The sequence below is a fragment of the Solibacillus sp. CAU 1738 genome (genome assembly GCF_039888725.1).
Lineage (GTDB): Bacteria > Bacillota > Bacilli > Bacillales_A > Planococcaceae > Metasolibacillus.
On the sequence record NZ_JBDQQN010000006.1, the window covers coordinates 23,666 to 45,891 of the forward strand.

Annotated in this window: 22 protein-coding genes; 6 read left to right on the plus strand and 16 right to left on the minus strand. The window is 36.9% G+C overall.

Annotation, left to right across the window (positions count from 1 at the left end; translation table 11 throughout):
- The first annotated feature begins 609 nt into the window (after positions 1-609).
- Positions 610-1,401: a YwqG family protein gene (locus AAFN87_RS16035; RefSeq protein WP_347792072.1), complete on the plus strand. Its 792-nt coding sequence runs from the start codon at positions 610-612 to the stop codon at positions 1,399-1,401.
- 148 nt (positions 1,402-1,549) lie between these two features.
- Positions 1,550-2,998, plus strand: coding sequence for a cardiolipin synthase (cls, locus tag AAFN87_RS16040; protein ID WP_347792222.1), 1,449 nt, complete (start codon positions 1,550-1,552; stop codon positions 2,996-2,998).
- Positions 2,999-3,033: 35 nt separating this feature from the next.
- On the opposite strand, the gene AAFN87_RS16045 is transcribed toward cls, so the two are convergent.
- The 4 genes from AAFN87_RS16045 to AAFN87_RS16060 all read right to left on the minus strand — a co-directional run bounded on the left by AAFN87_RS16045 (position 3,034) and on the right by AAFN87_RS16060 (position 6,109).
- A complete protein-coding gene (locus tag AAFN87_RS16045) occupies positions 3,034-3,882 on the minus strand; it encodes a M15 family metallopeptidase (RefSeq protein WP_347792073.1) in 849 nt (282 codons plus the stop codon).
- Positions 3,883-3,990: 108 nt separating this feature from the next.
- A complete protein-coding gene (locus AAFN87_RS16050; RefSeq protein ID WP_347792074.1) occupies positions 3,991-4,239 on the minus strand; it encodes a hypothetical protein in 249 nt (82 codons plus the stop codon).
- 43 nt (positions 4,240-4,282) lie between these two features.
- Positions 4,283-5,032 carry a membrane protein insertase YidC gene (yidC, locus tag AAFN87_RS16055; RefSeq protein ID WP_347792075.1) on the minus strand — a complete coding sequence of 250 codons (750 nt, stop codon included), beginning with the start codon at positions 5,030-5,032 and terminating at the stop codon, positions 4,283-4,285.
- Between the two features lie 282 nt (positions 5,033-5,314).
- Positions 5,315-6,109: a helix-turn-helix transcriptional regulator gene (locus tag AAFN87_RS16060; protein WP_347792076.1), complete on the minus strand. Its 795-nt coding sequence runs from the start codon at positions 6,107-6,109 to the stop codon at positions 5,315-5,317.
- A 487-nt stretch (positions 6,110-6,596) separates the two neighbouring features.
- Here AAFN87_RS16060 and AAFN87_RS16065 point away from each other — a divergent pair, with 487 nt between their 5' ends.
- The 3 genes from AAFN87_RS16065 (at position 6,597) to AAFN87_RS16075 (ending at position 10,331) form a co-directional block, all read left to right on the plus strand.
- Positions 6,597-7,247 (plus strand): LytTR family DNA-binding domain-containing protein, encoded by a 651-nt coding sequence (locus tag AAFN87_RS16065; protein WP_347792077.1) that lies wholly within the window; start codon positions 6,597-6,599, stop codon positions 7,245-7,247.
- 296 nt (positions 7,248-7,543) lie between these two features.
- On the plus strand, positions 7,544-9,067 hold the full coding sequence (locus AAFN87_RS16070) for a succinate CoA transferase (protein WP_347792078.1): 1,524 nt from the start codon (positions 7,544-7,546) through the stop codon (positions 9,065-9,067).
- Between the two features lie 97 nt (positions 9,068-9,164).
- Entirely contained in the window at positions 9,165-10,331 is a 1,167-nt protein-coding gene (locus tag AAFN87_RS16075; RefSeq protein ID WP_347792223.1) for an MFS transporter, read from the plus strand.
- Between the two features lie 144 nt (positions 10,332-10,475).
- On the opposite strand, the gene AAFN87_RS16080 is transcribed toward AAFN87_RS16075, so the two are convergent.
- The 12 genes from AAFN87_RS16080 to AAFN87_RS16135 form a co-directional block, all read right to left on the minus strand.
- On the minus strand, positions 10,476-10,790 hold the full coding sequence (locus tag AAFN87_RS16080; RefSeq protein ID WP_347792079.1) for a hypothetical protein: 315 nt from the start codon (positions 10,788-10,790) through the stop codon (positions 10,476-10,478).
- Positions 10,791-10,957: 167 nt separating this feature from the next.
- Positions 10,958-11,236 (minus strand): GNAT family N-acetyltransferase, encoded by a 279-nt coding sequence (locus tag AAFN87_RS16085; protein ID WP_347792080.1) that lies wholly within the window; start codon positions 11,234-11,236, stop codon positions 10,958-10,960.
- Between the two features lie 44 nt (positions 11,237-11,280).
- Positions 11,281-12,183 (minus strand): DUF1002 domain-containing protein, encoded by a 903-nt coding sequence (locus AAFN87_RS16090; RefSeq protein ID WP_481886489.1) that lies wholly within the window; start codon positions 12,181-12,183, stop codon positions 11,281-11,283.
- 103 nt (positions 12,184-12,286) lie between these two features.
- Positions 12,287-13,141 (minus strand): CvfB family protein, encoded by an 855-nt coding sequence (locus AAFN87_RS16095; protein WP_347792081.1) that lies wholly within the window; start codon positions 13,139-13,141, stop codon positions 12,287-12,289.
- 20 nt (positions 13,142-13,161) lie between these two features.
- On the minus strand, positions 13,162-13,581 hold the full coding sequence (gene mntR / locus AAFN87_RS16100) for a transcriptional regulator MntR (RefSeq protein ID WP_347792082.1): 420 nt from the start codon (positions 13,579-13,581) through the stop codon (positions 13,162-13,164).
- 151 nt (positions 13,582-13,732) lie between these two features.
- Positions 13,733-14,011 carry a late competence development ComFB family protein gene (locus AAFN87_RS16105; RefSeq protein WP_347792083.1) on the minus strand — a complete coding sequence of 93 codons (279 nt, stop codon included), beginning with the start codon at positions 14,009-14,011 and terminating at the stop codon, positions 13,733-13,735.
- A 321-nt stretch (positions 14,012-14,332) separates the two neighbouring features.
- A complete protein-coding gene (locus tag AAFN87_RS16110; RefSeq protein WP_347792084.1) occupies positions 14,333-16,429 on the minus strand; it encodes a heavy metal translocating P-type ATPase in 2,097 nt (698 codons plus the stop codon).
- Position 16,430: 1 nt separating this feature from the next.
- On the minus strand, positions 16,431-16,781 hold the full coding sequence (locus AAFN87_RS16115) for an ArsR/SmtB family transcription factor (protein WP_347792085.1): 351 nt from the start codon (positions 16,779-16,781) through the stop codon (positions 16,431-16,433).
- A 130-nt stretch (positions 16,782-16,911) separates the two neighbouring features.
- A complete protein-coding gene (locus AAFN87_RS16120) occupies positions 16,912-19,332 on the minus strand; it encodes a penicillin acylase family protein (RefSeq protein ID WP_347792086.1) in 2,421 nt (806 codons plus the stop codon).
- A 69-nt stretch (positions 19,333-19,401) separates the two neighbouring features.
- Positions 19,402-20,160 carry an exodeoxyribonuclease III gene (locus tag AAFN87_RS16125; RefSeq protein ID WP_347792087.1) on the minus strand — a complete coding sequence of 253 codons (759 nt, stop codon included), beginning with the start codon at positions 20,158-20,160 and terminating at the stop codon, positions 19,402-19,404.
- 259 nt (positions 20,161-20,419) lie between these two features.
- A complete protein-coding gene (murB, locus tag AAFN87_RS16130) occupies positions 20,420-21,331 on the minus strand; it encodes a UDP-N-acetylmuramate dehydrogenase (RefSeq protein WP_347792088.1) in 912 nt (303 codons plus the stop codon).
- Positions 21,332-21,409: 78 nt separating this feature from the next.
- The gene (locus AAFN87_RS16135; protein WP_347792089.1) at positions 21,410-21,715 is read right to left on the minus strand and encodes a winged helix-turn-helix transcriptional regulator; all 306 of its coding nucleotides are present in this window, start codon (positions 21,713-21,715) and stop codon (positions 21,410-21,412) included.
- A gap of 160 nt (positions 21,716-21,875) precedes the next feature.
- Here AAFN87_RS16135 and AAFN87_RS20080 point away from each other — a divergent pair, with 160 nt between their 5' ends.
- Positions 21,876-22,175, plus strand: coding sequence for a YceI family protein (locus tag AAFN87_RS20080; RefSeq protein WP_481886490.1), 300 nt, complete (start codon positions 21,876-21,878; stop codon positions 22,173-22,175).
- Positions 22,176-22,226 lie beyond the last annotated feature (51 nt).

The window sequence follows — 22,226 nt, forward strand, 5'->3', positions numbered from 1 at the left end:
CCTATACCCAAAATGGAGTTACCTCGAATATTTCGAGGCAACTCCATTTTGTTTAATAAGACGAATTCCATAAAATTCACTTTTCCCTATCTTTTCACCATTAAAAAAATTCTACCTCTCATTATTTTAGAAAGTGAAAAGGAATGAGGTTTTGCTCAATCATGAATATAAGAAATAGGCGTACATCTTGTTAGACGTGTTGATTAGAATGGAGGGGCGGCGACTCCTTGGGGATAAGCAATGTTTATTGCGGTGAAAGCTTAGCGACAGCCGCACATGCGGAAAATCCAATTGTTTCGGTCCCGTCCGAAACAATTTAGTTGGAGCCGTGCCCCCAGGAAAGCGCCCGCCCCAGAATGGAAATCAACGTCCCCCATTCAAAAAAGATGCAATCAATTTTGATCCCTTAAAATTAGTCCCCACATATGACGTAGAGCCTGATATAACTCTTTTTTGTATTTTCCCGCAGCTTTTAATACTTTTTATAATGTTTTTCCGCTCATTATTTTTTTTATGTTTAAATGCGATTTAACAGTGGAATTCCTAGTTATACGAACGCATTTTTGGAGCATCCTATCAAAGTAATATTTTTATGCTGGAGGAACTAACTTGACTCAATTAAAACGATTAAATATACCGAAAATCCTGGAGCCATTTCGTGTCCAACTTGAAAAATCCGCCATTGATTATGCAGAGATCATAGTCAGGAATGAGCAACCAGCCATTACTGCAAGCAAGTTTGCTGGAAATCCATATCTTCCACAAGCTAAGAAGCATCCGAAAGATACAAACGGACAATATATGCCGTTACTTGCACAAATTAATTTTTCAGAATTCTCTTTACCATCCCCTTTTCCACAACAGGGGCTATTACAATTTTTTATTTCTGTGAATGCGTACCAGTTTACACCGTTAACGAATACATTCAACAGACAAAGTGATTTTAAAGTGCGTTATTACAAAACAACGGACGAGGCATCGATTATCGATTTTTCATACGCAGTTAATAACAAAGTACCCTTTCCAATTACGAAAGAATATGCGCTTTACTTTGTTGAAGGAATCGAACCAGTATCAGCTACAGATTACAGATTAACCAAATTCATCCCTAATGCAAATTCCTATATAAGTGAAGATGGACAATCCTTTGAGGACATTTATTTGTCTACTTTTTTAGGTGCTGATCATAAAATAGGTGGATACCCTTACTTTATCGAAGAAGATATTCGCCAACTTAATCCGCATTTAAAAAGTTACGATACATTGCTACTGCAAATTATTTCGAATGATGAAGAAGGTATAATGTGGGGCAATTCAGGTATTGTCAGTTTTCTCATTAACTCCGAAAGATTAAAACAACTAGATTTTACAGACATTTATTTCTATAGTGATCAGTATTAGCTAGCACAACCTTTCGCCACCAGCCCATTACCGCGAAAGGTTTTTCTTATTATTGGTCATAGAGGAGTTTTCTTTCTATCTAGTATATACATACGCTATAATAATATATGAAAAAATACTATGAAAGCAGGTGTGTAGCGTGATAGACATGATTAATACAAGCTACATCATCCCGATTATTTTAGTTTTAAATATTATTTTTGCGATTACTGTCATTTTTCTTGAACGTAAAGATCCTTCCTCATCATGGGCTTGGATTCTCGTACTTTATTTCTTTCCCCTTGCAGGCTTCCTTTTATATTTACTGCTAGGGAGAAAGCTCCGTAAAAAACACTTATTTAGATGGGAAGGGCGCAAAGATATTGGTATTGAATCGTTAATCAATTACCAAATCGAAGCACTTGAAGAAGATCGTTTAGAGTTTCTTACCGAGCACGTGGAGGATTATAAGGAACTTATTTATATGAATTTAACAACGAATAATGCCGTTTTAACACAGGATAATCACATCGACATATATTGTGATGGTGCACAAAAATTCGAGAAACTAATTGAAGATATGTTACAAGCAAAGGACCATATTCATATTCAATATTATATTTTCAAGTTGGATAATTTAGGTCAACGTATTTTAAATGTTGCGATAAAAAAAGCAAAACAAGGAGTAAAGGTGCGTATTCTTTTTGATGAGATGGGCTCCCGTGGCGTTAGAAAGCGTCATTTTAAAGAATTATTAGATGCTGGTGGCGAAATCGAAGTATTTTTCCCGTCTATTTTCCCACTTATTAATCCGCGTCTAAACTTCCGTAATCACCGCAAAATCGTTATTGTCGATGGACGCATAGGTTACATTGGTGGCTTTAACGTCGGCGATGAATATTTAGGATTAAATAAAAAATTTGGATACTGGCGCGATACTCATTTACGTATCGAAGGTAGTGCAGTTCATCCGCTACAAACACGCTTTATACTCGATTGGAATCAGGCAAGTTTCAGACATCGAATCAGCTATGCGGAACGATTTTTCCCCGTTATTCCCCAAAAGGGAGATGCTGCTGTTCAGATTGTTTCGAGTGGACCAGATACAGAATGGACCGTTATTAAAAACGGATACTTAAGGTTAATCGCTAATGCAAAAAGATATATCTATATTCAAACGCCCTATTTTATTCCAGATTTCAGCTTTTTCGATGCAATACAAATCGCGGCACTATCCGGCATTGATGTACGTATTATGATTCCAAATAAGCCGGATCATCCGTTCGTTTACTGGGCAACGTACTCATATGTCGGTCAGCTATTAAAAGCTGGTGCGCGTATTTACCATTATGATAACGGCTTTATCCACGCCAAAATGATTGTTGTTGACGATGAAGTCGCTTCTGTCGGAACAGCGAATATCGATGTGCGTAGCTTTAGTTTAAACTTCGAAGTAAACGCCTTTATCTATGATCGTAAAATAGCGCATAATTTAGCGGAAATTTTCGAAACAGATATTCTCGATAGTACCGAGCTAACAGAGGAAAAATACGATAACCGTTCCAACTCTGTAAAATTCAAAGAATCCATTTCACGATTATTGTCACCTATATTATAATTAAAACGGATGTCCGAGAAGCTCGGACATCCGTTTTATTGTATGTTTAAATATTCCTCTAACGTTGTATTTGCTTGATAAATGGCTGTGGCTAGTTCTACACCAACATAACGATAATGCCATGATTCATACATATAGCCCGTAATGTCTTCTTTCCCTTTCGGATAACGCTGTATAAAACCGTAATTATGAGCGTTCTTCATAAGCCACTGCCCTGCAGGTGTTTCACCAAATTCACTTGTTAACCATAAATCTTCGCGGCCTTTTTCACCAATATCAAAAGTTAGTCCTGTTTGATGCTCTGAGTATCCTGGACGAGCGCTATAGCGATCTGCTGCTGCTTTCCCATCACGATTCAAATAATTTGTATAAAGTGTAACTTGATAATCGTATGAACGGTAACCACTAAACGCTACTAGCTCAAATCCTTCATTTTTTGCACTAGCTGCCATTTTTTCAAACGCAGCACGTGCTGTAGCATCTTCACCTTTATTAAATGTTTTCGGTAATGGATGCTTTTTATTCACAATCATTACACCATCTACATACATTGGTTCAGTTGGTTCTACATGCGTTACCGGGTACCCACCGCTATCTATTTCAACAGACGGTTTTTGTTCTGTAGGCTCTTCTTCTACATTATTTTCATCTTGTTCCGGTTGTTGTTCATTAGACTCTTCATTTTGGGATGAGTTATTTTGCTCTTCTCCATCAATAGTCGGTTTGCTTTGCTCTTCTATATCTGGCTTTGTAGCCTGTTCATTTGCTACTTCTTTTTTTTCTATTACAGTTAAAACAATAGCTATCATAATTGTAATTGAAATGACTGCACCAATCACAATCTTCCATCTATCGTTTTTCTTTTTTGATGTATTGCCTTTCATATTGCGCCTTCTTTCCTATATATAGCTACTATTTTAACATTAAATCTATCATTTGAATTATTAAATATACTATACAGGTAAATTAGCTATCGAAATGAAACATTTTTCCTATTTCGTTAAAACGATGTACAATACCGCTATTGAAGCGATACTAAAGAAAATCGCTAAACCTCGCATCCATTTCGCTTCTTTTATATTTCCTTGACTCATAAAGCTTCGATAACGAAAAAAGTTAGAAAATGTAAACATCAACGTTAAAAATAGTACAGCTAACTCAAAATTTTGCTTAATAACAAAAAAGATTGCAAACACACTACAAATTGCCACTAAAATGGTAGATAAAACTTTTTCGTTCATATATCCTCCTAAAAAATGTCGGAGCATAGATGCCCCGACGTAATTACTTTGTATGGTTAGAATAATATTTTCGTCCAATATACGTTTGAATAATTAATAGTAAGCCCCCTACTGACCAGTACAGCGGAAGTGCTGCCATTGATGAGAAAGAAATAATAACAATCATAATTGGCGAAATATACATAAATACTTTCATTTGTGCTTTTTGCGATTCCGGCACTGTCCACAACGACACTTGCGCCTGCACCAAATAAACAATTCCAGCAATAATTGTCATAGCGATGTCAGGTGAACCTAAGCTAAACCATAAAAATTCATGTGATTTTACATCTGCAGAATACCTTATCGCAAAATATAATCCCATAATAATTGGCGTTTGAATAATAACCGGTAAACAGCCCATATTTAATGGATTAATATTATTCTCACGATATAATGCGAGCATTTCTTGTTGAAAAGCCATTTGCTCCTCTTTTGATTTAGCCTCTTTCATCTTCGCCTGAATCTCTTCCATTTGAGGCTTCACAATATCCATTTTAGATTTCATCATAGACTGGGAACGATAATTTTTCAGCATAAATGGCATTAAAATCAAACGAATACCAAACGTAATGGAAATAATCGCTAATCCGTAGCTTCCATTGAATACACTGTTACCTAAAAAATCTAACAAAAAGTTCATCGGTTGTACAAACAGGCTATAGAAAAAGCCTTCTTGATTTTCAACCGATTGACATCCGCTCAAAACGAATAGTAAACTGCCTAGCATTGAAAATAGTATTAGTTTTTTCATTTTTTCACCTACTATATAGAGTCGATAAATGCAGTATACAGCAATAGCTTCACACACTCAATTTTCCAACATGCAGTTAAGCTTCATTTACCGAAAAAATCCTCCCCGAATTTTTCAGTTATCGTTTGGTAATCCTTGATAATAAACGATCAAATCAAAACATACTAAAGATGGTAAATAATTTAAAAGAAAATAAAAAAATCAAGAATATTGTTTACGCAACATTCTCGATTTTTAAATAGGGCGTCAAAAAAGGCACACTTGGACTTATTACATAGCCCCCTATACTTTTTCGTAGCCCATTTCACCAATGTCAAAACGATAAAATTCATGATGCAATTCATCACGGAAATGCTTCGGTGTTACACCCGTATATTTCTTAAAAATACGAGTAAAATAACTTTGATTACAAAAATGGAATTGATCCGAAATCGATGTGATGCTTTTATTTGTATGGCGTAAATAATATTGTGATTCTTCTACACGGCGTACATTTAAATATTCAACTAATGTAATCCCTACATGCTCACGGAAAATACGAGACAAGTGACTCGTACTTATATGAAAGTTACCGGCAATACTTTCCACTGTTAAATCATTCTCTAACTCATCATTAATATACATAATCACTTTGTTTACTGTTTGATGACGGAAAGTCGGCTGCTTACGGTCTGCGATAAAGTATACGTAAAAATCAATTAAATCATCTGCAAATTGTAAAAACTCTGCATCTTTCATTTTATTTTCAATCATATCTGCACATGCTAAATTAAACGCGAAAGCTTTTTTCGATGGCACTTGATTATCTAACAGCTTACGTGCAACTATCGAAGACAAAATCACAAAATAATGGCGTACAACTTTAATGACTTGTTTACCGAATCGAATAGATAAAATATCGATAAGATCATGTAATGACTTTTTCGCTTTTGCCGCTTCTAAATGATAAATCTCAAATAGTAGCTTCGATTCGATCGTAAAGAAATCCTCTATCCCGCTATACTGGTTAATATTATCAATTTCTTGGAAATATCTTTTAGATATTGTTTCCGATATTGAGTGTTGATGTAGTTGCATAGATTATCCCATCTTTCTTCAGAATGCTTCTGTATAGTTTTTACAAAAATTCACATATAAACAAATAATATGTACCGGAAAGTAAATTACTAGAAATAATTTTTTCTAACATTTTTTGTAATAATAAAAATAACCTCTGAATCGAACATGCAAAATACTTAATATAACCATATGTTTTTATTAAATAAACGAACAAAAATTACTAACTACAGTGAATATTACCATAATTTATGTTTTTTTATCAACATAAATTTCAATTGCTAGTAGTTCCATTATCTCATGTTAATGCCCTTATTTGTTGTAATAACAAATAATTTTTTAGAAAATTATTCAATTAAAAGTAAAATAATGTATTGAACATGTCTGGATTTTAATCAAAAAAAGTATTTATCTGTAGAATATTCTTAAATCTTCTCTAGTGTATTTATAGTAATATGTAGTAAAATAGAGGATAATTATTTAAAATGCTTAAAAGAGGTGTTGTAAAGTGGATCCAAAACAAATAGAAGAAATCATGGATATAATTAAGGAATTTTTCCCGGAAAACACGTCTATTGCTATTTCGGACACAAATGAGTACTTATATTACCAGCCGAGCAAAAAAGTAGACTTAAAAATTAAACCGGGTGATCCTGTAAAAGAAGGCTCAGCTGCACATAAAGCGTTAACATACGGCCAAAAAATCAGCACATATATCGAGCCAGATGTTTTTGGCGTACCATACTTCGGTATGAGTATTCCATTAGTGGATGAGGGCGAGACGAAAGGTGCAATTACTGCTATTTTCCCCCAAAAGCCATCACCATTTTTAACAAACTACATTACAGTGAAAATTGATGATTGCTGGTACCCTATTAAGCATAACCAAGTGATATATCTTGAAACTCAGCTACGTAAAACTTTCGTTAAAACAATGGCACGCGAAGGCTACCACCGTCTAAACTTAAGTGACCTTGAACTGTTTCTAGCACCGGATTCATTCATTCGATGCCACCGTTCATATATCGTAAATATTGATTTTATTGATGAAATTCAACCCGATTCTCACTCGACGTTTTTATTAATTATGAAAGACGGTACACGCATTCCTGTGAGTCAACGTTATGCTAGCTACTTCCGTCGTTCACTAGGTTTCTAGTTGTATTAATATGTATATTGAAAAGACCTTTGCACACTTTCGCAAGGTCTTTTTTTATAATCACTTTCATTACTTACAAATTGGTCATATAGCGCATTTAATCGAAATAACCATTTTCTTCTCGATTAAACGGTTTTTAAGCACTTTCATGCGCTACATAAAGAAATTGTGACAATTTGGTGATAATATTATTTATATAGGTTGAGTATCCACTCAATTAAATAAACAGAAAATTCTTACACAATTTTCTCAAACTGTATTTGAACCATCAAAAACTTTTAGGGGAGGATTTTTAAATGGATCCAAGAGTTGAGAAACGCTTAGGTTTAAAAGAATTAGCAAGTAAAGTCGTAACTGCTGCAGAAGCTGCTGCATTAATCGAAAACGGTAGTGTAGTAGGTATGAGTGGATTTACCCGTGCCGGAGACGCAAAAGTTGTCCCAATGGCACTAGTAGAACGTGCAAAAAATGAAGAAATTAAAATCGATGTGTACACTGGTGCGTCATTAGGACCTGAAGTTGATAATCACCTAGCTGCTGCTGGCGTTATTAATAAACGTGGACCTTTCCAAGGCGACTCTGTAATGCGTGGCTTGATTAATAAAGGCGAGATTTCTTATGTAGATGCTCACCTTTCACATAACGCTGAGTTAGTACGTCAAGGTATTATTGGCCCAATCAAACACTTAATTTTAGAAGCAGTTGCAATTACAGAAGATGGATTAATCATCCCAACAAACTCTGTAGGTAACTCACCAATTTTCGCTGAGTATGCTGAAAATATCATTATCGAATTAAACATCTCTCACCCAGAGGCTTTAATCGGTATTCACGATATTTATGTACCAGGCCAACAAGGAGAGCGTGAAGCAATCCCAATGACTGATGTAAAACAACGCATCGGTGAAATCGGTATTCGCGTTGATCCTTCTAAAATCCAAGCGATTGTTATTTCTGAAGAGCCAGATGCGCCTTCATTAATCGTTCCTCCAGATGAGGAAACACAAAACATGGCAAACATCCTACTTGATTTCTTCCGTGATGAAATTAAACAAGGTCGTTTAACAAACAAATTAATGCCATTACAATCTGGTGTAGGTTCTGTAGCAAATGCTGTACTTGACGGCTTTGCTGATTCAGAGTTCGAAGATTTAGTTGTAGCTTCTGAAGTACTTCAAGATGCAGTATTTAACTTAATTGATGCTGGTAAAGTATCATTCGCTGCTGCAACTTCAATTACACTTACTGAAGAATTACAGAAAAAAGTATACGGCAACTTAGAAGCGTATGCTGACAAAATTTGCTTACGTCCACAAGAAATCTCTAACCACCCAGAGCTTATCCGTCGTTTGGGCTTAATCTCAATCAACACTGCTCTTGAATTAGACATCTATGGTAACGTAAACTCAACACACGTTTCAGGTACAAAAATGATGAACGGTATTGGCGGTTCTGGTGACTTCGCACGTAACGCTCGTCTTGGTATCTTCGTAACGAAGTCATACGCAAAAGGTGGTGCGATTTCTTCAATCGTACCAATGGTTTCTCACGTTGACCATACTGAGCATGATGTGGATGTAATCGTAACTGAACAAGGGATCGCTGACTTACGTGGTCTTGCTCCAAAAGAGCGTGTACCTCTAATTATCGAAAACTGTGCTCATCCAGATTATAAAGAGCAATTATGGGATTACTACAACCGTGCTGCTGAAGCAACAGGTAACGCTCAAACTCCTCATATTTTAGAGGAAGCTCTTTCTTGGCACGTAAACCTTGCAAAAAATAAAACAATGAAGCAAGAAGTTACTGCTAAAGCTTAATTTTATAAATTACTTAAAAAGGCAAAATCTGTTCAAGCAGATTTCGCCTTTTTTTTATGCAATTAATGATATAATTTATTTATTGAGAAATGTTATCATATGGAGGCAAGTTATGCGGTACTTTATTTATGCGATTATTTTCTTTTCGTTTTTTGATTTATTTACACAACTTCCGGTGATGAGTACTTTTGCTGAATCTGTAGGGGCAACACCTTTTATCGCTGGACTAGCAGTCGGGATGTATTCATTTTCAAACACATTCGGCAATATTTTTTCCGGCTTTTTGACAGATAAAAAGGGACCTTTTCACATACTAGTAGCTGGTCTACTTCTTACAGGCAGTTCATTGTTACTTTATTCATTTGTTGGAGAATCAACATTTTTATTAATAGTTCGCTTTATTCATGGGTTAGTAGCGGGTTTAATTGTTCCGGCAGCATTTACATATTTAGCAAGTGTAACAGCCCAAGAAAAACGAGGCAAAGGAGGCGCGATATCAGGGGCATTTATTGGTATTTCAGCTATTGTCGGTCCTGCCTTTAGCGGGATTATTGCAAGCCGACAAAGTGTACCTTTCGTCTTTAATATTACAGCAATTTGTATGTTAGTGCTTGGAGTGTTAGCATTATTGCTACTGCCAAATAAGAAAATAAGAAAATCAAAGAAACAAGTTAAACATGTACCAGTTCGGGCATTTTTCCGTAATGCTGGCACGTTAAAGGCCTTTACAGGAGCTTTCTTTTTAATGTTTTCGCAGGGTGTCATTGCCTATCAGCTACCACTACATGTTCAGCAGCTTGGCTTTGATTCGCGTATGAGTGGTATGCTTATGAGTACATTTGGTATTGTCGCTGTTCTCATTTTTATATTGCCAACAAATCGAATTTTCGATTTAGTAGCGCCTGTTTATACATTAGCTCTTGGCATTAGTTTAATGGGAATTAGTCAGTTATTATTAAGTCAAGCAAATAGCAGTAGCTTACTTTATACATCGCTTGCGTGCTATGGTATTGGCTTTGGTTTTTTATTCCCATCAATTAACTCTCTTTTAATCGATTCAACGTCAAAAGAGGTGCGTGGAAAAGCATACGGTTATTTTTATGCCTTCTTCTCATTTGGCGTTGTCGTCGGCTCGTCATTACTCGGCTTGTTGTCACTCAATCATACTCAAGGATTTATGTTAACAGGCGGCATTTTACTTATCTTTGCATGTATTAGCCTAATCGGGCACAAAGACAAGAGAGCGTTTAAAAAGTCATTTTGAGATGCCCTCTTTACGACGAGGATGGTAATATTTTTATCTGACTATCAAAGAAGCAAGGTTTCTTAAGAGAAACTTATCGCAGAAATACGGGGCTTTCCTGTAAGTATTTACTTACAAGAAAGCCCCTTTTCATTACTCACTAAACTAAATTTCTTTTTGATTAGACTCATTGTAGTAGTGTACGGATGTTGCTGCACCTTCAGCAATCATATTATTTTCTCTTATTTCTGTTGCGCCAGCATCCCCTGCTGTTTCAGCAAGATTTTGAAAAGTATTGCCTTTATCAACATCATGAGTACCCGTTTTATTCATTTTTTCAGATAGCATTGAATTTACCCTTGATTTTGCATTCATTAAATATTCCATCGCTTTATCACGATTTTTCTTTTTACTTAAATAGCGAGCAACACCTGCCATTAACCCCGCAAGTACGACGCGTTTGCCTTTAAATTTAGCCACCATATATCCCTCCAGAATTATTAAGTGTATGAGTATGTTCCCCAATACAGCTACTTTTAAACGTCTTAGCTAAGATCATGTGTCTAATTCAGGCTTTCCTAGAACTTTCTACTGTTAAAATACGCAAAAGAGGTATACCAATAATAGTATTGATATACCTCTCTTTATTATGCTTTTACGTCATCATATTCATTACTTTTCTCAAATGATGCAACGACATATGAGCAAATGGCATTCATTTTTAAATTATTCTTTCTTGCATAATCAGCTGCTTGATTTAACAGCTTTTTTGCTACCCCTTGTCCGCGCAGCTTATCTGATACATACGTATGATCCATATGCATTATTCCACCTTGCTCAAACCATGTAATTTCTGCTAAACGCTCGCCACCCTCTTCATATTCATAAGCGAAATGGCCATTTGATGTATTCAGTTTGAATTCCATTTTACATCCCCCTTTACTTAATTACTATACAATATTCCGAGAGATTATTTGAACCATGAAGCAATCGTGTCAATTAAATTACTGAAGAAATTTTTCACGCTATTCCAGAAACCTTCATCTTGCAAGATTGGTCCAAATTTTTCTTCAAGCGTTTTACTTATATTTGAAAGCTGCGTCGAAAGCTTAGAAAAATCAATATCTAGTTGACGAATGCGGTCCATTAAATCAATTAATAATTGACGGTCTTGCTCATTTAAATCGATTTTCAGTTTAGATAATTGTTCTTCTACAATTTTTTGCACTTCTTCACGTGATGCAGGATTGTTTTCTGCAATTACTTTTTTAATTTCTGTCAGTAATTCTGCTACGCGTTCATCTGTAACCCCCGCACTTTTTGCTATCGAAGTCGCAACATTTAATTCATCATTTGCTACATCTGTACGTTCGATATCGAGTGTTTCACCTGTTTTCACTTCATACGCTTTGTAAATCCCTACTAATGCTGAATGGCCTGTTACTGGTTTTGGAGCGGCAATTTCTACTACAGCATCTTCTATTCCTGCTGTCAGCATAGCATTTGCATAAATTTCTGCGGTAACTTCTGTAATATTGCCTGGTGTCACAATGCTAATGACAAGTCCTTTACCCTCTTCTTGTCTCGTAATCTTCGCTGAAGAGTACATACGTGAGCTTGAATTACTATTTTTAATATATTGAACTAAATCTGCACCTGATACAGTAATTTCATCTATTTCTGGTTCTTCATCTACTCTTAGTGCCGTTTTTACTATATCTTTTTCAGCTTCTGAAAGACTTGCTCCGTACACAACAATTGGTACTCCTAGCTTCTCATTAATCGGCTTTTGTGTTGCTGCACTTGTCATTGGTGTGAATACTGATAACGCGAGCACAAAAATAGCAAGTACTGCAATCCATTTTTGTTTCATGATTTTACCCCTTTCAAAACGCTTTTACGTTTCTTAATAGTACGACAAAAAAAGCAAAAGGTTTCAGCTAGCAAGCTTTGCCTTTTGCAGTTAATGAAGAAAATTAGACGATTTCTGTCCAGCCGTCTTGCTGCTTAATTTTACGAGCTTTCATTAAAGTTCCTAGTGCGCGCTTAAACGCACCTTTACTCATCTCAAACATTTCTTGAATTTCCTCTGGTGATGATTTATCACTGAACGGCATTTTACCGCCAACGCTCTCCAGGTACGCAAAAATTTTCTCTGCATCGTCCCCTAAACGTTCATGCTTACGTGGTAGCATCGAACCGTTTAATGAACCATCCTCTTTAATATCAATAATACGAACTTGTACATCCTGCCCTAATCGCGGTTCGGCTTTCATTTCCGATTCGTGCACGAAAATACGGAATGGCGTCTCTACACCAAGTAAAAATGAACCTATAGGAAGTAAACGATACGGACGAGCAACAATGTTTTGATTATGCATATTATCTAGAGCACCTTCGTATAGTTCATTCACTTTTTCCTCTGTTACTAAACGGCCAAATAAATCACCGTTTCGGTCAGTACGCAGCGTCATAAATAAATGGTCGCCTGGCTGTGGCCATAATTCTTCTAATACAGGTAAATCTTCTGCTTTCACTAATACTTCACGTGATGTCCCAATGTCAGTAAATGCACCTTCTCGTGTTACTTTTAATACACGCGCCCAGCCGTACTCTCCCTCTACGACAGTTGGAAGAGCGGTTGTTGCTTGTAAATCTCCTCGGCGGTCTGCAAATAAAAAGACTTTCACGCGATCACCAATAGTAAGCGATTGTAAAACGTCTGAGACATTTAACGGAATTTCCTGATCTCCATCTGTTAACATATAACGAGAACCTTGTTCTTCTAATACAGTAAGCTCTACAACTTGACCTGATCGTAATTCATTCATTACTACTTCCCTTTCTAAAATTACATATTTTGTTGTGATTTCATTGCATCGAGTTTCACTATAAACTCTTTCTCTTCTTCCATCAGCTGTACTAAATCCGCAATACGATCTATGGAATTCCAGCTCAAATGATGCTCAATACCTTCAACGTCACCATATATACGTTCTTCGTCTACACCAATGATACGTAAAAACTGCTCCAGTAAATCATGCCTTTGCACTAGGCGTTTACCAAGCTTTTCTCCTTTAGGTGTGAGCGTTAAACCTCTATATTTTTCGTATACTAAGTATCCGTCTTTATCTAATTTTTGGACCATTTTTGTAACGGAGGAAGGTAGAACAGATAATGCTTCTGCAATATCAGACACACGTGCATATCCTTTATTATCGATTAATAAATAAATTTGCTCGATGTGGTCTTCCATGCTTGGTGTTGGCATTTCATGTCCCCTCTCTTTCCTTTTGCTAACATAAGTTTACTACATCCGCACATAAAAAGTTAACTGAAAACGACAGTAGTTATTTCAGGGCTATCCGGATATGATACAACAAGGGCCGTACAGTAAGTCCTTACTCACTGTACAGCCCTATTTAATGTCGCGGATTACTTCCTACAATGTGAATCGCACGTATAATTTGTTTATTGATCGCCTCAATATTTTCAGGCGTATTTAACTTTTCAAATGCCGTATCTCGTGACTCCGCAGAAGCTACGTATTTAGAAGGCAGTTCATTTAAAGCAATTGCAACAATATCCATTTCACATACTTCACAATGACAGAACGTCTGATATTCATTACCGTGTAATAAAAAACTTACTAGGCCGCGAACAATCTCCTCGGTAACATTTACTAAAATCGGTTGTGTCATACAGCTACTTTCGCCTCAATCATTCATCAATAAATTATTCTTATCAGTTAATAATATAGCTCAAACAGCACTAACTAACAACCTTTATACTTTATACAATTAAATTTTCATATCTTGTGCCTTCAATAATAACTTTCTATTTTTGTAAAATTAATTAATATAAACCTTTTGTGTCTCGTTTTGGTTTAAAACCTTAACTTAATGTTGGATTTCGTGCCAACTATACGCTTTGCGAGAAATTGATAAGCCAATAATCCCCCAAAGCCTTTACAAGCTCTTTAATCACAAGTCATTACAATCTTTTAGTGAAGAATTTTTATTTTATTGTTTATTTAATAAACGGAGAGAGTTTAATACTACTAATAACGTTGCACCCATATCGGCAAAAATAGCAATCCATAATGTTAACCATCCAGGAATAACTAGCAATAATGCAATTAATTTTAAGCCCAATGCAAATGTAATGTTTTGTTTTATAATCATTAATGTTTTTTTACTTAAGCGAATTGTATAAGGTAGTTTTGTTAAATCATCACCCATTAGTGCAATATCTGCTGTTTCAAGTGCTGCATCTGTTCCAGCCCCTCCCATTGCAATGCCGACTGAAGCTGCTGCAAGTGCTGGCGCATCATTGACACCATCTCCAACCATGGCGACCGCACCGTATTTCACTTGTAGCTCTTTTACTGCCTCTAGTTTTTGCTCAGGTAAAAGGCTGGCACGTACATCTTCAATACCTAGTTCACTGGCAATTGCCTGTGCTGTAAGCGGGGCATCACCTGTCAGCATAATACTATGGTTAAGTGCAGTAATCACTTCTTTACTTTCCTCGCGAATTTTATCGGCAATAGCTAATACGCCGATACACTCATTGGCACGAGCTGCAACAATCACGGATTTTCCTTGTGCAGCTAGCGTTGCAATTTGTCGCTGTAATGATTCACTAATCGTTGTTAATGTACTAATCCAATTCACACTACCAACCGATATGACTTGCCCATCAACTGTCGCATAGGCACCTTTACCTGTGACTGATTGGAAGTCTGTTGGCACTGCTGGCGTTACTTTTTGTTTATGCACTTTTGACAGGACAGCTCGTGCTAGCGGATGCTGTGATTTTTCTTCTACAGCAGCAACAAGTGCGAGTAACTCTTCTTCCGATACACCATTTGCTATAACATTCGTTACTTCAGGTGCACCTTTTGTTAATGTACCTGTTTTATCGAACGCCACCGCTTTAATTCGACCAAGCTCTTCTAAATAAACGCCACCTTTAATAAGTACCCCTTGACGTGCTGCATTTCCGATTGCTGTAACAATTGCCACTGGTGTAGAAATGACAAGTGCACATGGGCAGCCAACAACTAGTACTGCCAATCCTTGATAAATCCATTCTTGCCAATTCCCTGTTACAAGCGACGGGATAACTGCGACAAGTACGGCGACACCTACAATTGCTGGTGTGTAATATTTAGCAAAACGATCCACAAATTTTTGTGAAGGTGCTTTTTCTGCTTGTGCCTCTTCTACTAAATGAATAATTTTAGCAATCGTCGTATCATGCACAAGTTTTGTAACACGAACCTCAAGCGCGCCTTCCTCATTTAACGTACCAGCAAATACTTCGTCATTCACTACTTTATTGACAGGGATTGATTCACCTGTAATCGGAGCTTGGTTCACTGTGGACACGCCGCTAATTACAATTCCGTCCATCGCAATTTTTTGTCCCGGTTTCACGACTAATATATCGCCAATTTTCACATCTTCAGTCGGAACTTCTACTTCATGTGTATGATTACCGTGTACTTTTTTAATTAATGCAACAGGTGGTGCAATATCCATTAATGTTTCGATTGATTGTCGTGCTTTGTTCATTGAATATGCTTCAAGTGCTTCGCTTACTGCAAATAAAAATACGACAATCGCTGCTTCTTCCCACTCCCCGATAATGGCTGCACCAATAATGGCAATAGTCATTAATGTCTTCATATCAAAATCTAGCTTAAGTAAATTTTTAAATCCTGTTATAAAAATGCCATAGCCACCTACTACGATCGCGACGAAATATAATCCAATGACAGCTAGGCTTTCTTCTCCTAAAAATACGCTTGTTGTATATGCTGCCATAACAAATAGTAATGCAATGAAGGCTAATACATTTTCTTTTCGTTTATAAAACGGCGTCGATACCTTTTTACGGTCATTTACCGATTTCACTTTAATTCCATCGAATGCACCCGCTTGCTCTAATTGCTCGACTGTTACTTCACCTACAACAGTCAATTTTGATGCTCCGAAATTAAGCTGTACTTCTTCAACTGTCGAAATGTCACGAATATTACGTTCAAATTTCGCTGCGCAATTTGCACAAGATAAGTTTTCTAAACGATACTGTTGTTTTTCTTTCGTCGCCATCTTAATCCACTTCCTTTGAATGTTCATATGCAATCGTTACAATTTGATATACGTGGTCATCCGCCAGTGAATAATACATTAGTTTCCCTTCACGATGGGATTTAGCTAAGCCGTTATCTTTTAAATAGCGTAAATGATGTGACGCAGTTGCCACAGAGGAACCGATAACAGCGGCTACATCACATACGCATAATGACGGCTCAAGCGTTAGCGCATAGGCAATTTTCAAACGCGTTTCATCTGATAATGCTTTTAGAAATTTGGCGACACGCGACAAGTCCGGCATTTGCTTTTGTACACGTGTAACTGTTTCATCATTTATTTTCGTTACTTCACATACATCTTTCATCATATACACCCCTCATTCAAATACACATTTGATTGTTCTTAGTATATATAATATGTCGCAAACATTCAAATGCTTATTTGAATGAAAAAAAAAAAAAAAAAACAGAATCCTTGTTACAGGATTCTGTTGATTTTTATTGCGCATTTAATTTTAATTCATATTTCGTTTGTATATTGCCGTCAATATATGTTCTATGATAACGGCCATATACCCAACGCGACACTTGGTTATCATACCATTTTGATTTCATGTGACCGCTTTGACCTGGAGCTACAATATGCTCTGTATATTCTAATCTATTTAAATCGGCTACGAAACGCCATGAAGCACCGTGATTAATATTTCCATTTCCATCTTCCGCAGCAGCCATAACTGTCACACGTGAACCGCCTGAAGCCATTGGAGCTGGGTTAACATAGGATGCGATGAAATCGGATGCACTAGACAGTGGATGCTTAAATGATGTTTTATGGTAGCTACCCCATTTCCATTTCGAAACCGAAGTACCATATTTCGCCTGAATATCAGCAATTGCACGCTCAAATGAACCATACACGACCTTGTCTAAACCGCCAGCCTGCGTAATCCATACACCTGGTTTACCTGCATATGCATTACGAAGCATCTCATCCATAATTTGATATTTACCTGGCATCATGTTGTACACATCTTCTGGCATCTCGTTTTTAAATATTGTTTCTTTTATTTCTTCGATTAAGAAATGCCATACGAGCGGCTCTGCATCGTCTTTATTGTCATACAGCTCCCACTCTTCCATCATTTTAATAATGTTTGCATACTTACCTTCTTTATCATTTGCTTTGATTGTCTCTAGGAAGCTCGGTAAAAACTCAGCAGCGTATAGATTTTTCTTATCCATTTGCATCGCTTTCATGTCCGCAGCAGTAAAGCCTTCAAACGCTTCCCCTGTTTCTTCATCGATATCACCAATTTTCACTGACTCTAGCATTTCTACTATACGTTCATAGCGATATGGCTGAGCCCAAAAATTTGTAATATGATACGGATATTCTTCTCCGATAATTTTATTATTTGCTGTTGCAATATACCCTTTTTCAGGATTGATGACAGTTGGTAGCTCATCGTAAGGAATAAATCCTTCCCATCCATATTCTGAAGAGTCACCCGGTACTGGGAATTGCCCATCACCTTTTTTACGAATCGGGATATCTCCGTTTGCTTTATACGCAATAGTTCCGTCGGTAGATGCGAATACGAAATTTTGCGCCGGAGCACGGAAATCTTCTAGCGCTAGCTCAAACTCATCCCAGTTCGTCGATTTATTAAAGCCAATGATTGCTTGTAATTCACGCGTTGGTTGCAATGCTGTCCATTGCATCGAGAACAACGCAGTTGGTGCTTCTTTTTTAAACACTAAATCAGAAATAATAGGACCATGACGTGTCTCTACAACTTCAAAGTCTATTGTTTTACCGCCTTTTACTTTAATAGGTTCTTTGCGGACTTTTGCATCTTCCCACTTACCGTCATATTTGAATTGTGTCGGATTTTCTGGGTTTGGTGTTTCGATATATAAATCTTGCACATCAGGACCAACATTCGTTACGCCCCATGCAATTTGTTCGTTATGCCCTAAAATAATACCTGGAATACCAGCAAAAATAACACCACTAACATTTTGCTCAGGTGATTGTAAATGCATTTGATACCAAATAGAAGGTGTGTTTAACCCTAAATGTGGATCGTCTGCAAGTAATGGCTTACCTGACTTCGTTAAATCCCCTGATACTACCCAGTTATTACTACCGTTAAATTCATTTGGTAATAAATCTACATTGAACGCGCCCGCTACATTAACTGGGTTTGCTAAGTTCGCTTCAATAATTGATGATGCATTTTCTGGATAATTAATCATTAATTCTTCAACTTGCTCTTTCGAATAATTTTGCAGAGCCCAATGGCGGAATGCTTGTAAGTTCCAGTTTCCTCCTAAGTCATATGCCATATATTTACCGATTGTTAAAGAATCAATCGGTGTCCAATGCTCTGGCTCGTAACCTAACAGCTTAAATTCATAGGATAATTTACTCGTACCTTTTACTTCATCGATAAAGGCATTTACCCCATCTGCATACCATTGTAATATTTGTTGTGTTTCTGTATCATACTCATCCCAAGACTTTTCAGCTGCGTTACGTAAGCTAAATGTACGGAAAAATTTATCTGTACTAACCGCACTTTCACCGATTACTTCCGCTAATGTACCGCTCGCTTGACGGCGCGATAAATCCATTTGGAATAAACGATCCTGCGCTTGGACATAACCTTGTGCGCGATATAAATCGGCATCATTTTTAGCTACAATATGCGGCACACCCATACCATCACGTGTTACATCTACATCGCCGTCTAATATAGAAACTGTTACTTCACCTTCAATTTTCGGCAAGGAGTTTGCCACGTACATATGCACGCCAGCCATCGTCACACCGCCTAAAATAATGACAATTCCCACAACCCAAATGAGTGCGTTAACAATTTTTTTCCTTGTCGTTTTCTGTTTGTTCGTCATAAAATCCACCTCTCTATCTATTTAGTACATTATTATTTTACGTTTCCGCATATGTAAGCAGAATTCCTGCTATACTGCCCTTAATTTTAATACTATAGGACAATGATCGCTACCTAAAACTTGCATGTGAATACTCGCTTCTTCAACATACGCCATAATGCGCTCAGATACAATAAAATAATCAATACGCCAACCGATATTGCGCTCACGAACTTTGCTCATATAAGACCACCACGTATACATATCAGTCCGCTCTGGGTATAGCGTGCGAAACGTATCTTTAAACCCTGACGCAAGAAGCTCTGTCATTTTTGCTCGTTCTTCAACTGTCACTCCTGAATTACCTTGATTGGATTTTGCATTTTTTAAATCAATGTCCATATGTGCGACATTTAAATCTCCACAATAGATGACGGGTTTTTCCGCGTCAAGTTGCTTTAAATAAAGTGCTAGTTTTTCCTCCCATAAGATACGGAATGACAGACGAGCTAAATCACGCTGAGCATTTGGTGTATACACATTTACTAAATAAAACTGTTCGTACTCTAATGTAATAATTCGTCCTTCAGGTTCAGTCTCTTCTTCTCCAACACCGTATCTCACAGATAAAGGCTCATGCTTTGTAAAAATGGCTGTCCCTGAATAGCCTTTTTTCTCCGCATAGTTCCAATATTGATAATAACCCTCTAGAGGCATATTAACCTGTCCTGCTTGGCATTTCGTCTCTTGAATACAGAAAAAATCTGCATCCATTTCATGAAAATAATCTAAAAAACCTTTCGATAAGCAAGCACGAATGCCGTTTACATTCCACGAAATAAATTTCATTATTGTCTCCATTCCTTGGTTCCTATAAATTTTGGAATAATTCGGGATAAATCAAGCTCCAATCCAATAGAATTGTTCTCAACCCACTAATTGTTGTTGCATCAATCTTGTATATACGGGCAGTTCCCCCATATTTGATTGATGTGATTCGAGGCCATAAAGTGAAGTCTTACTGCGCATAATATGGAATAAAAATAGAGTGCTTTGTAAGCGTGAACTTACAAAGCACCCCTTACTTTTTCGAATGCATCACGCGATATTAATCTTCCCCGACAATTTTCACTTCAAGCTCTAACTGAACATCGAATTTTTCTTTTACGACTCTTTGTACCATTTCAATTGTTTGAATATAATCTGATGCTGTTGCATTGTTTTTATTAATAATAAAGCCTGCGTGTTTTTCCGACACTTCTGCTCCGCCGACTCCTTTGCCTTGCAAATCGCTTTCTTGAATTAATTTCCCTGCAAAATTCCCTGGTGGACGCTTAAATACACTACCTGCTGATGGGTATTCGAGAGGTTGTTTGGATTCACGCTGATAAGTTAGGTCCGCTATTTTCGCATCAATTGCCGCTTGATCCCCTTCCTCTAGTTGGAAAGTGGCGGATAATACATAGTAACCATTTTTCGCAATAACACTTTTACGATAGCCAAGCTCTAAATCGTCTTTGGAAAGCACTAGACGCTCTCCCTTGCTCGTTAATACTACCGTTTCTACGATGACATCTTTAATTTCGCCACCATATGCACCCGCATTCATTGCCATAGCACCACCAATTGAACCGGGGATACCACAAGCAAATTCAAAGCCTGTTAAACTTTCCGCTGCAACGCGTTTTGAAACTTCTTTTATAAGTGCGCCACTTTGCGCGTATACTCGTGTTCCGTCAATCTGAATAGTATCTAGCTTTGCAAAGTTAATAACAATGCCACGTACCCCGCCATCACGCACGACCATATTGGAACCGTTTCCTAACATTAATAGAGGGATATTATTTGTATATGCATATTCGACAACTGCTTGCGCTTGTTGCTCTGTTTCAGGCATGACGAAAATATCTGCTTCGCCACCGAGTTTAGTCATTGTATATTTTTTTAAAGATTCTTTTGTTTTTATATTCTCTGGATTGACGATTTGAGCTAAATCAACCGCCCATTGTTGTAATGTCATAAAGCCAATTCCTTTCTTACTTAATTATACTTTTCTAAGTATCGGTTTTTATGACCTATTTGACAAGTAATTTGCCGCTTATAACCAAGATTGTGCCCACTTTTCAATTTCGCGAACTGTTCCTTCTAAAGAGCGACCTTTATTTGTTAAAGAATATTCCACACGAATTGGTACTTCTGAATATACTTTACGTTCAACAATATCTTCCTTTTCAAGTTCTTTTAAACGTTCTGATAATAAACGACCACTAATTGGTAGAGCAGCCTCGATCTCATTGAAGCGTTGGGATCCATCTAAAAGCTGATAAATAATTAAAGTAGTCCAACGTTTCCCTAAAAGCTCCATCGCTTTTGATAGTCTCGGACATAAAGCGGTTTCCTTCATAATTGTTCACCTCTACATTGTTAATTGTAACGATATTTAAATTGAAAGTAAATTTACATTCATTTGTATCCTTATTAGTTTATCATTTTTTAGTTGATTACGAAAAGTAAGTTGGTTACAAGCAAGTCCGCACCACATATTGTAAAATTATTTGTAATGGATTAATTACAACTTTTTTACCGTTGAACACTATTTGATGCTGTCAAATGCAAATGGCCTATTCGGATCGTTTTCAATAATTATTGAAACATCTAATATTACTTGCTCAGAAGATTTGCACAACAAAATAGAAATTGATGTAGCTAGTATATCGACAAAGGATGCTACGCGTGACCATCATCTTACTCTCACCTATTTTCCCCACGCGAATTTATTCTTAAAACGACTTATATCGCTTCTAAAGTCGAGATCATGCACGACAACCTATTATATTTCATCGGAAGTCCAAAGCGGAGATTGAATGGATTTAGAAAATAAGAGTGAACAGTTCGGGGTTTTAGAAGAATAAGGG

Excerpts from the sequence above, each read along its gene's own strand:
- AAFN87_RS16045 (WP_347792073.1), bottom strand. The coding sequence starts at position 3,882 with ATGAAAGGCAATACATCAAAAAAGAAAAACGATAGATGGAAGATTGTG.
- cls (WP_347792222.1), top strand. The coding sequence starts at position 1,550 with ATGATTAATACAAGCTACATCATCCCGATTATTTTAGTTTTAAATATT.
- AAFN87_RS16135 (WP_347792089.1), bottom strand. The coding sequence starts at position 21,715 with ATGAAGGAAACCGCTTTATGTCCGAGACTATCAAAAGCGATGGAGCTT.
- AAFN87_RS16095 (WP_347792081.1), bottom strand. The coding sequence starts at position 13,141 with ATGAATGAATTACGATCAGGTCAAGTTGTAGAGCTTACTGTATTAGAA.
- AAFN87_RS16120 (WP_347792086.1), bottom strand. The coding sequence starts at position 19,332 with ATGACGAACAAACAGAAAACGACAAGGAAAAAAATTGTTAACGCACTC.
- yidC (WP_347792075.1), bottom strand. The coding sequence starts at position 5,032 with ATGAAAAAACTAATACTATTTTCAATGCTAGGCAGTTTACTATTCGTT.
- AAFN87_RS16050 (WP_347792074.1), bottom strand. The coding sequence starts at position 4,239 with ATGAACGAAAAAGTTTTATCTACCATTTTAGTGGCAATTTGTAGTGTG.
- AAFN87_RS16060 (WP_347792076.1), bottom strand. The coding sequence starts at position 6,109 with ATGCAACTACATCAACACTCAATATCGGAAACAATATCTAAAAGATAT.
- AAFN87_RS16125 (WP_347792087.1), bottom strand. The coding sequence starts at position 20,160 with ATGAAATTTATTTCGTGGAATGTAAACGGCATTCGTGCTTGCTTATCG.
- AAFN87_RS16085 (WP_347792080.1), bottom strand. The coding sequence starts at position 11,236 with ATGGAATTCAAACTGAATACATCAAATGGCCATTTCGCTTATGAATAT.
- murB (WP_347792088.1), bottom strand. The coding sequence starts at position 21,331 with ATGACATTACAACAATGGGCGGTTGATTTAGCTCAAATCGTCAATCCA.
- AAFN87_RS16105 (WP_347792083.1), bottom strand. The coding sequence starts at position 14,011 with ATGACACAACCGATTTTAGTAAATGTTACCGAGGAGATTGTTCGCGGC.
- AAFN87_RS16115 (WP_347792085.1), bottom strand. The coding sequence starts at position 16,781 with ATGATGAAAGATGTATGTGAAGTAACGAAAATAAATGATGAAACAGTT.
- mntR (WP_347792082.1), bottom strand. The coding sequence starts at position 13,581 with ATGCCAACACCAAGCATGGAAGACCACATCGAGCAAATTTATTTATTA.
- AAFN87_RS16090 (WP_481886489.1), bottom strand. The coding sequence starts at position 12,183 with ATGAAACAAAAATGGATTGCAGTACTTGCTATTTTTGTGCTCGCGTTA.
- AAFN87_RS16110 (WP_347792084.1), bottom strand. The coding sequence starts at position 16,429 with ATGGCGACGAAAGAAAAACAACAGTATCGTTTAGAAAACTTATCTTGT.
- AAFN87_RS16070 (WP_347792078.1), top strand. The coding sequence starts at position 7,544 with ATGGATCCAAGAGTTGAGAAACGCTTAGGTTTAAAAGAATTAGCAAGT.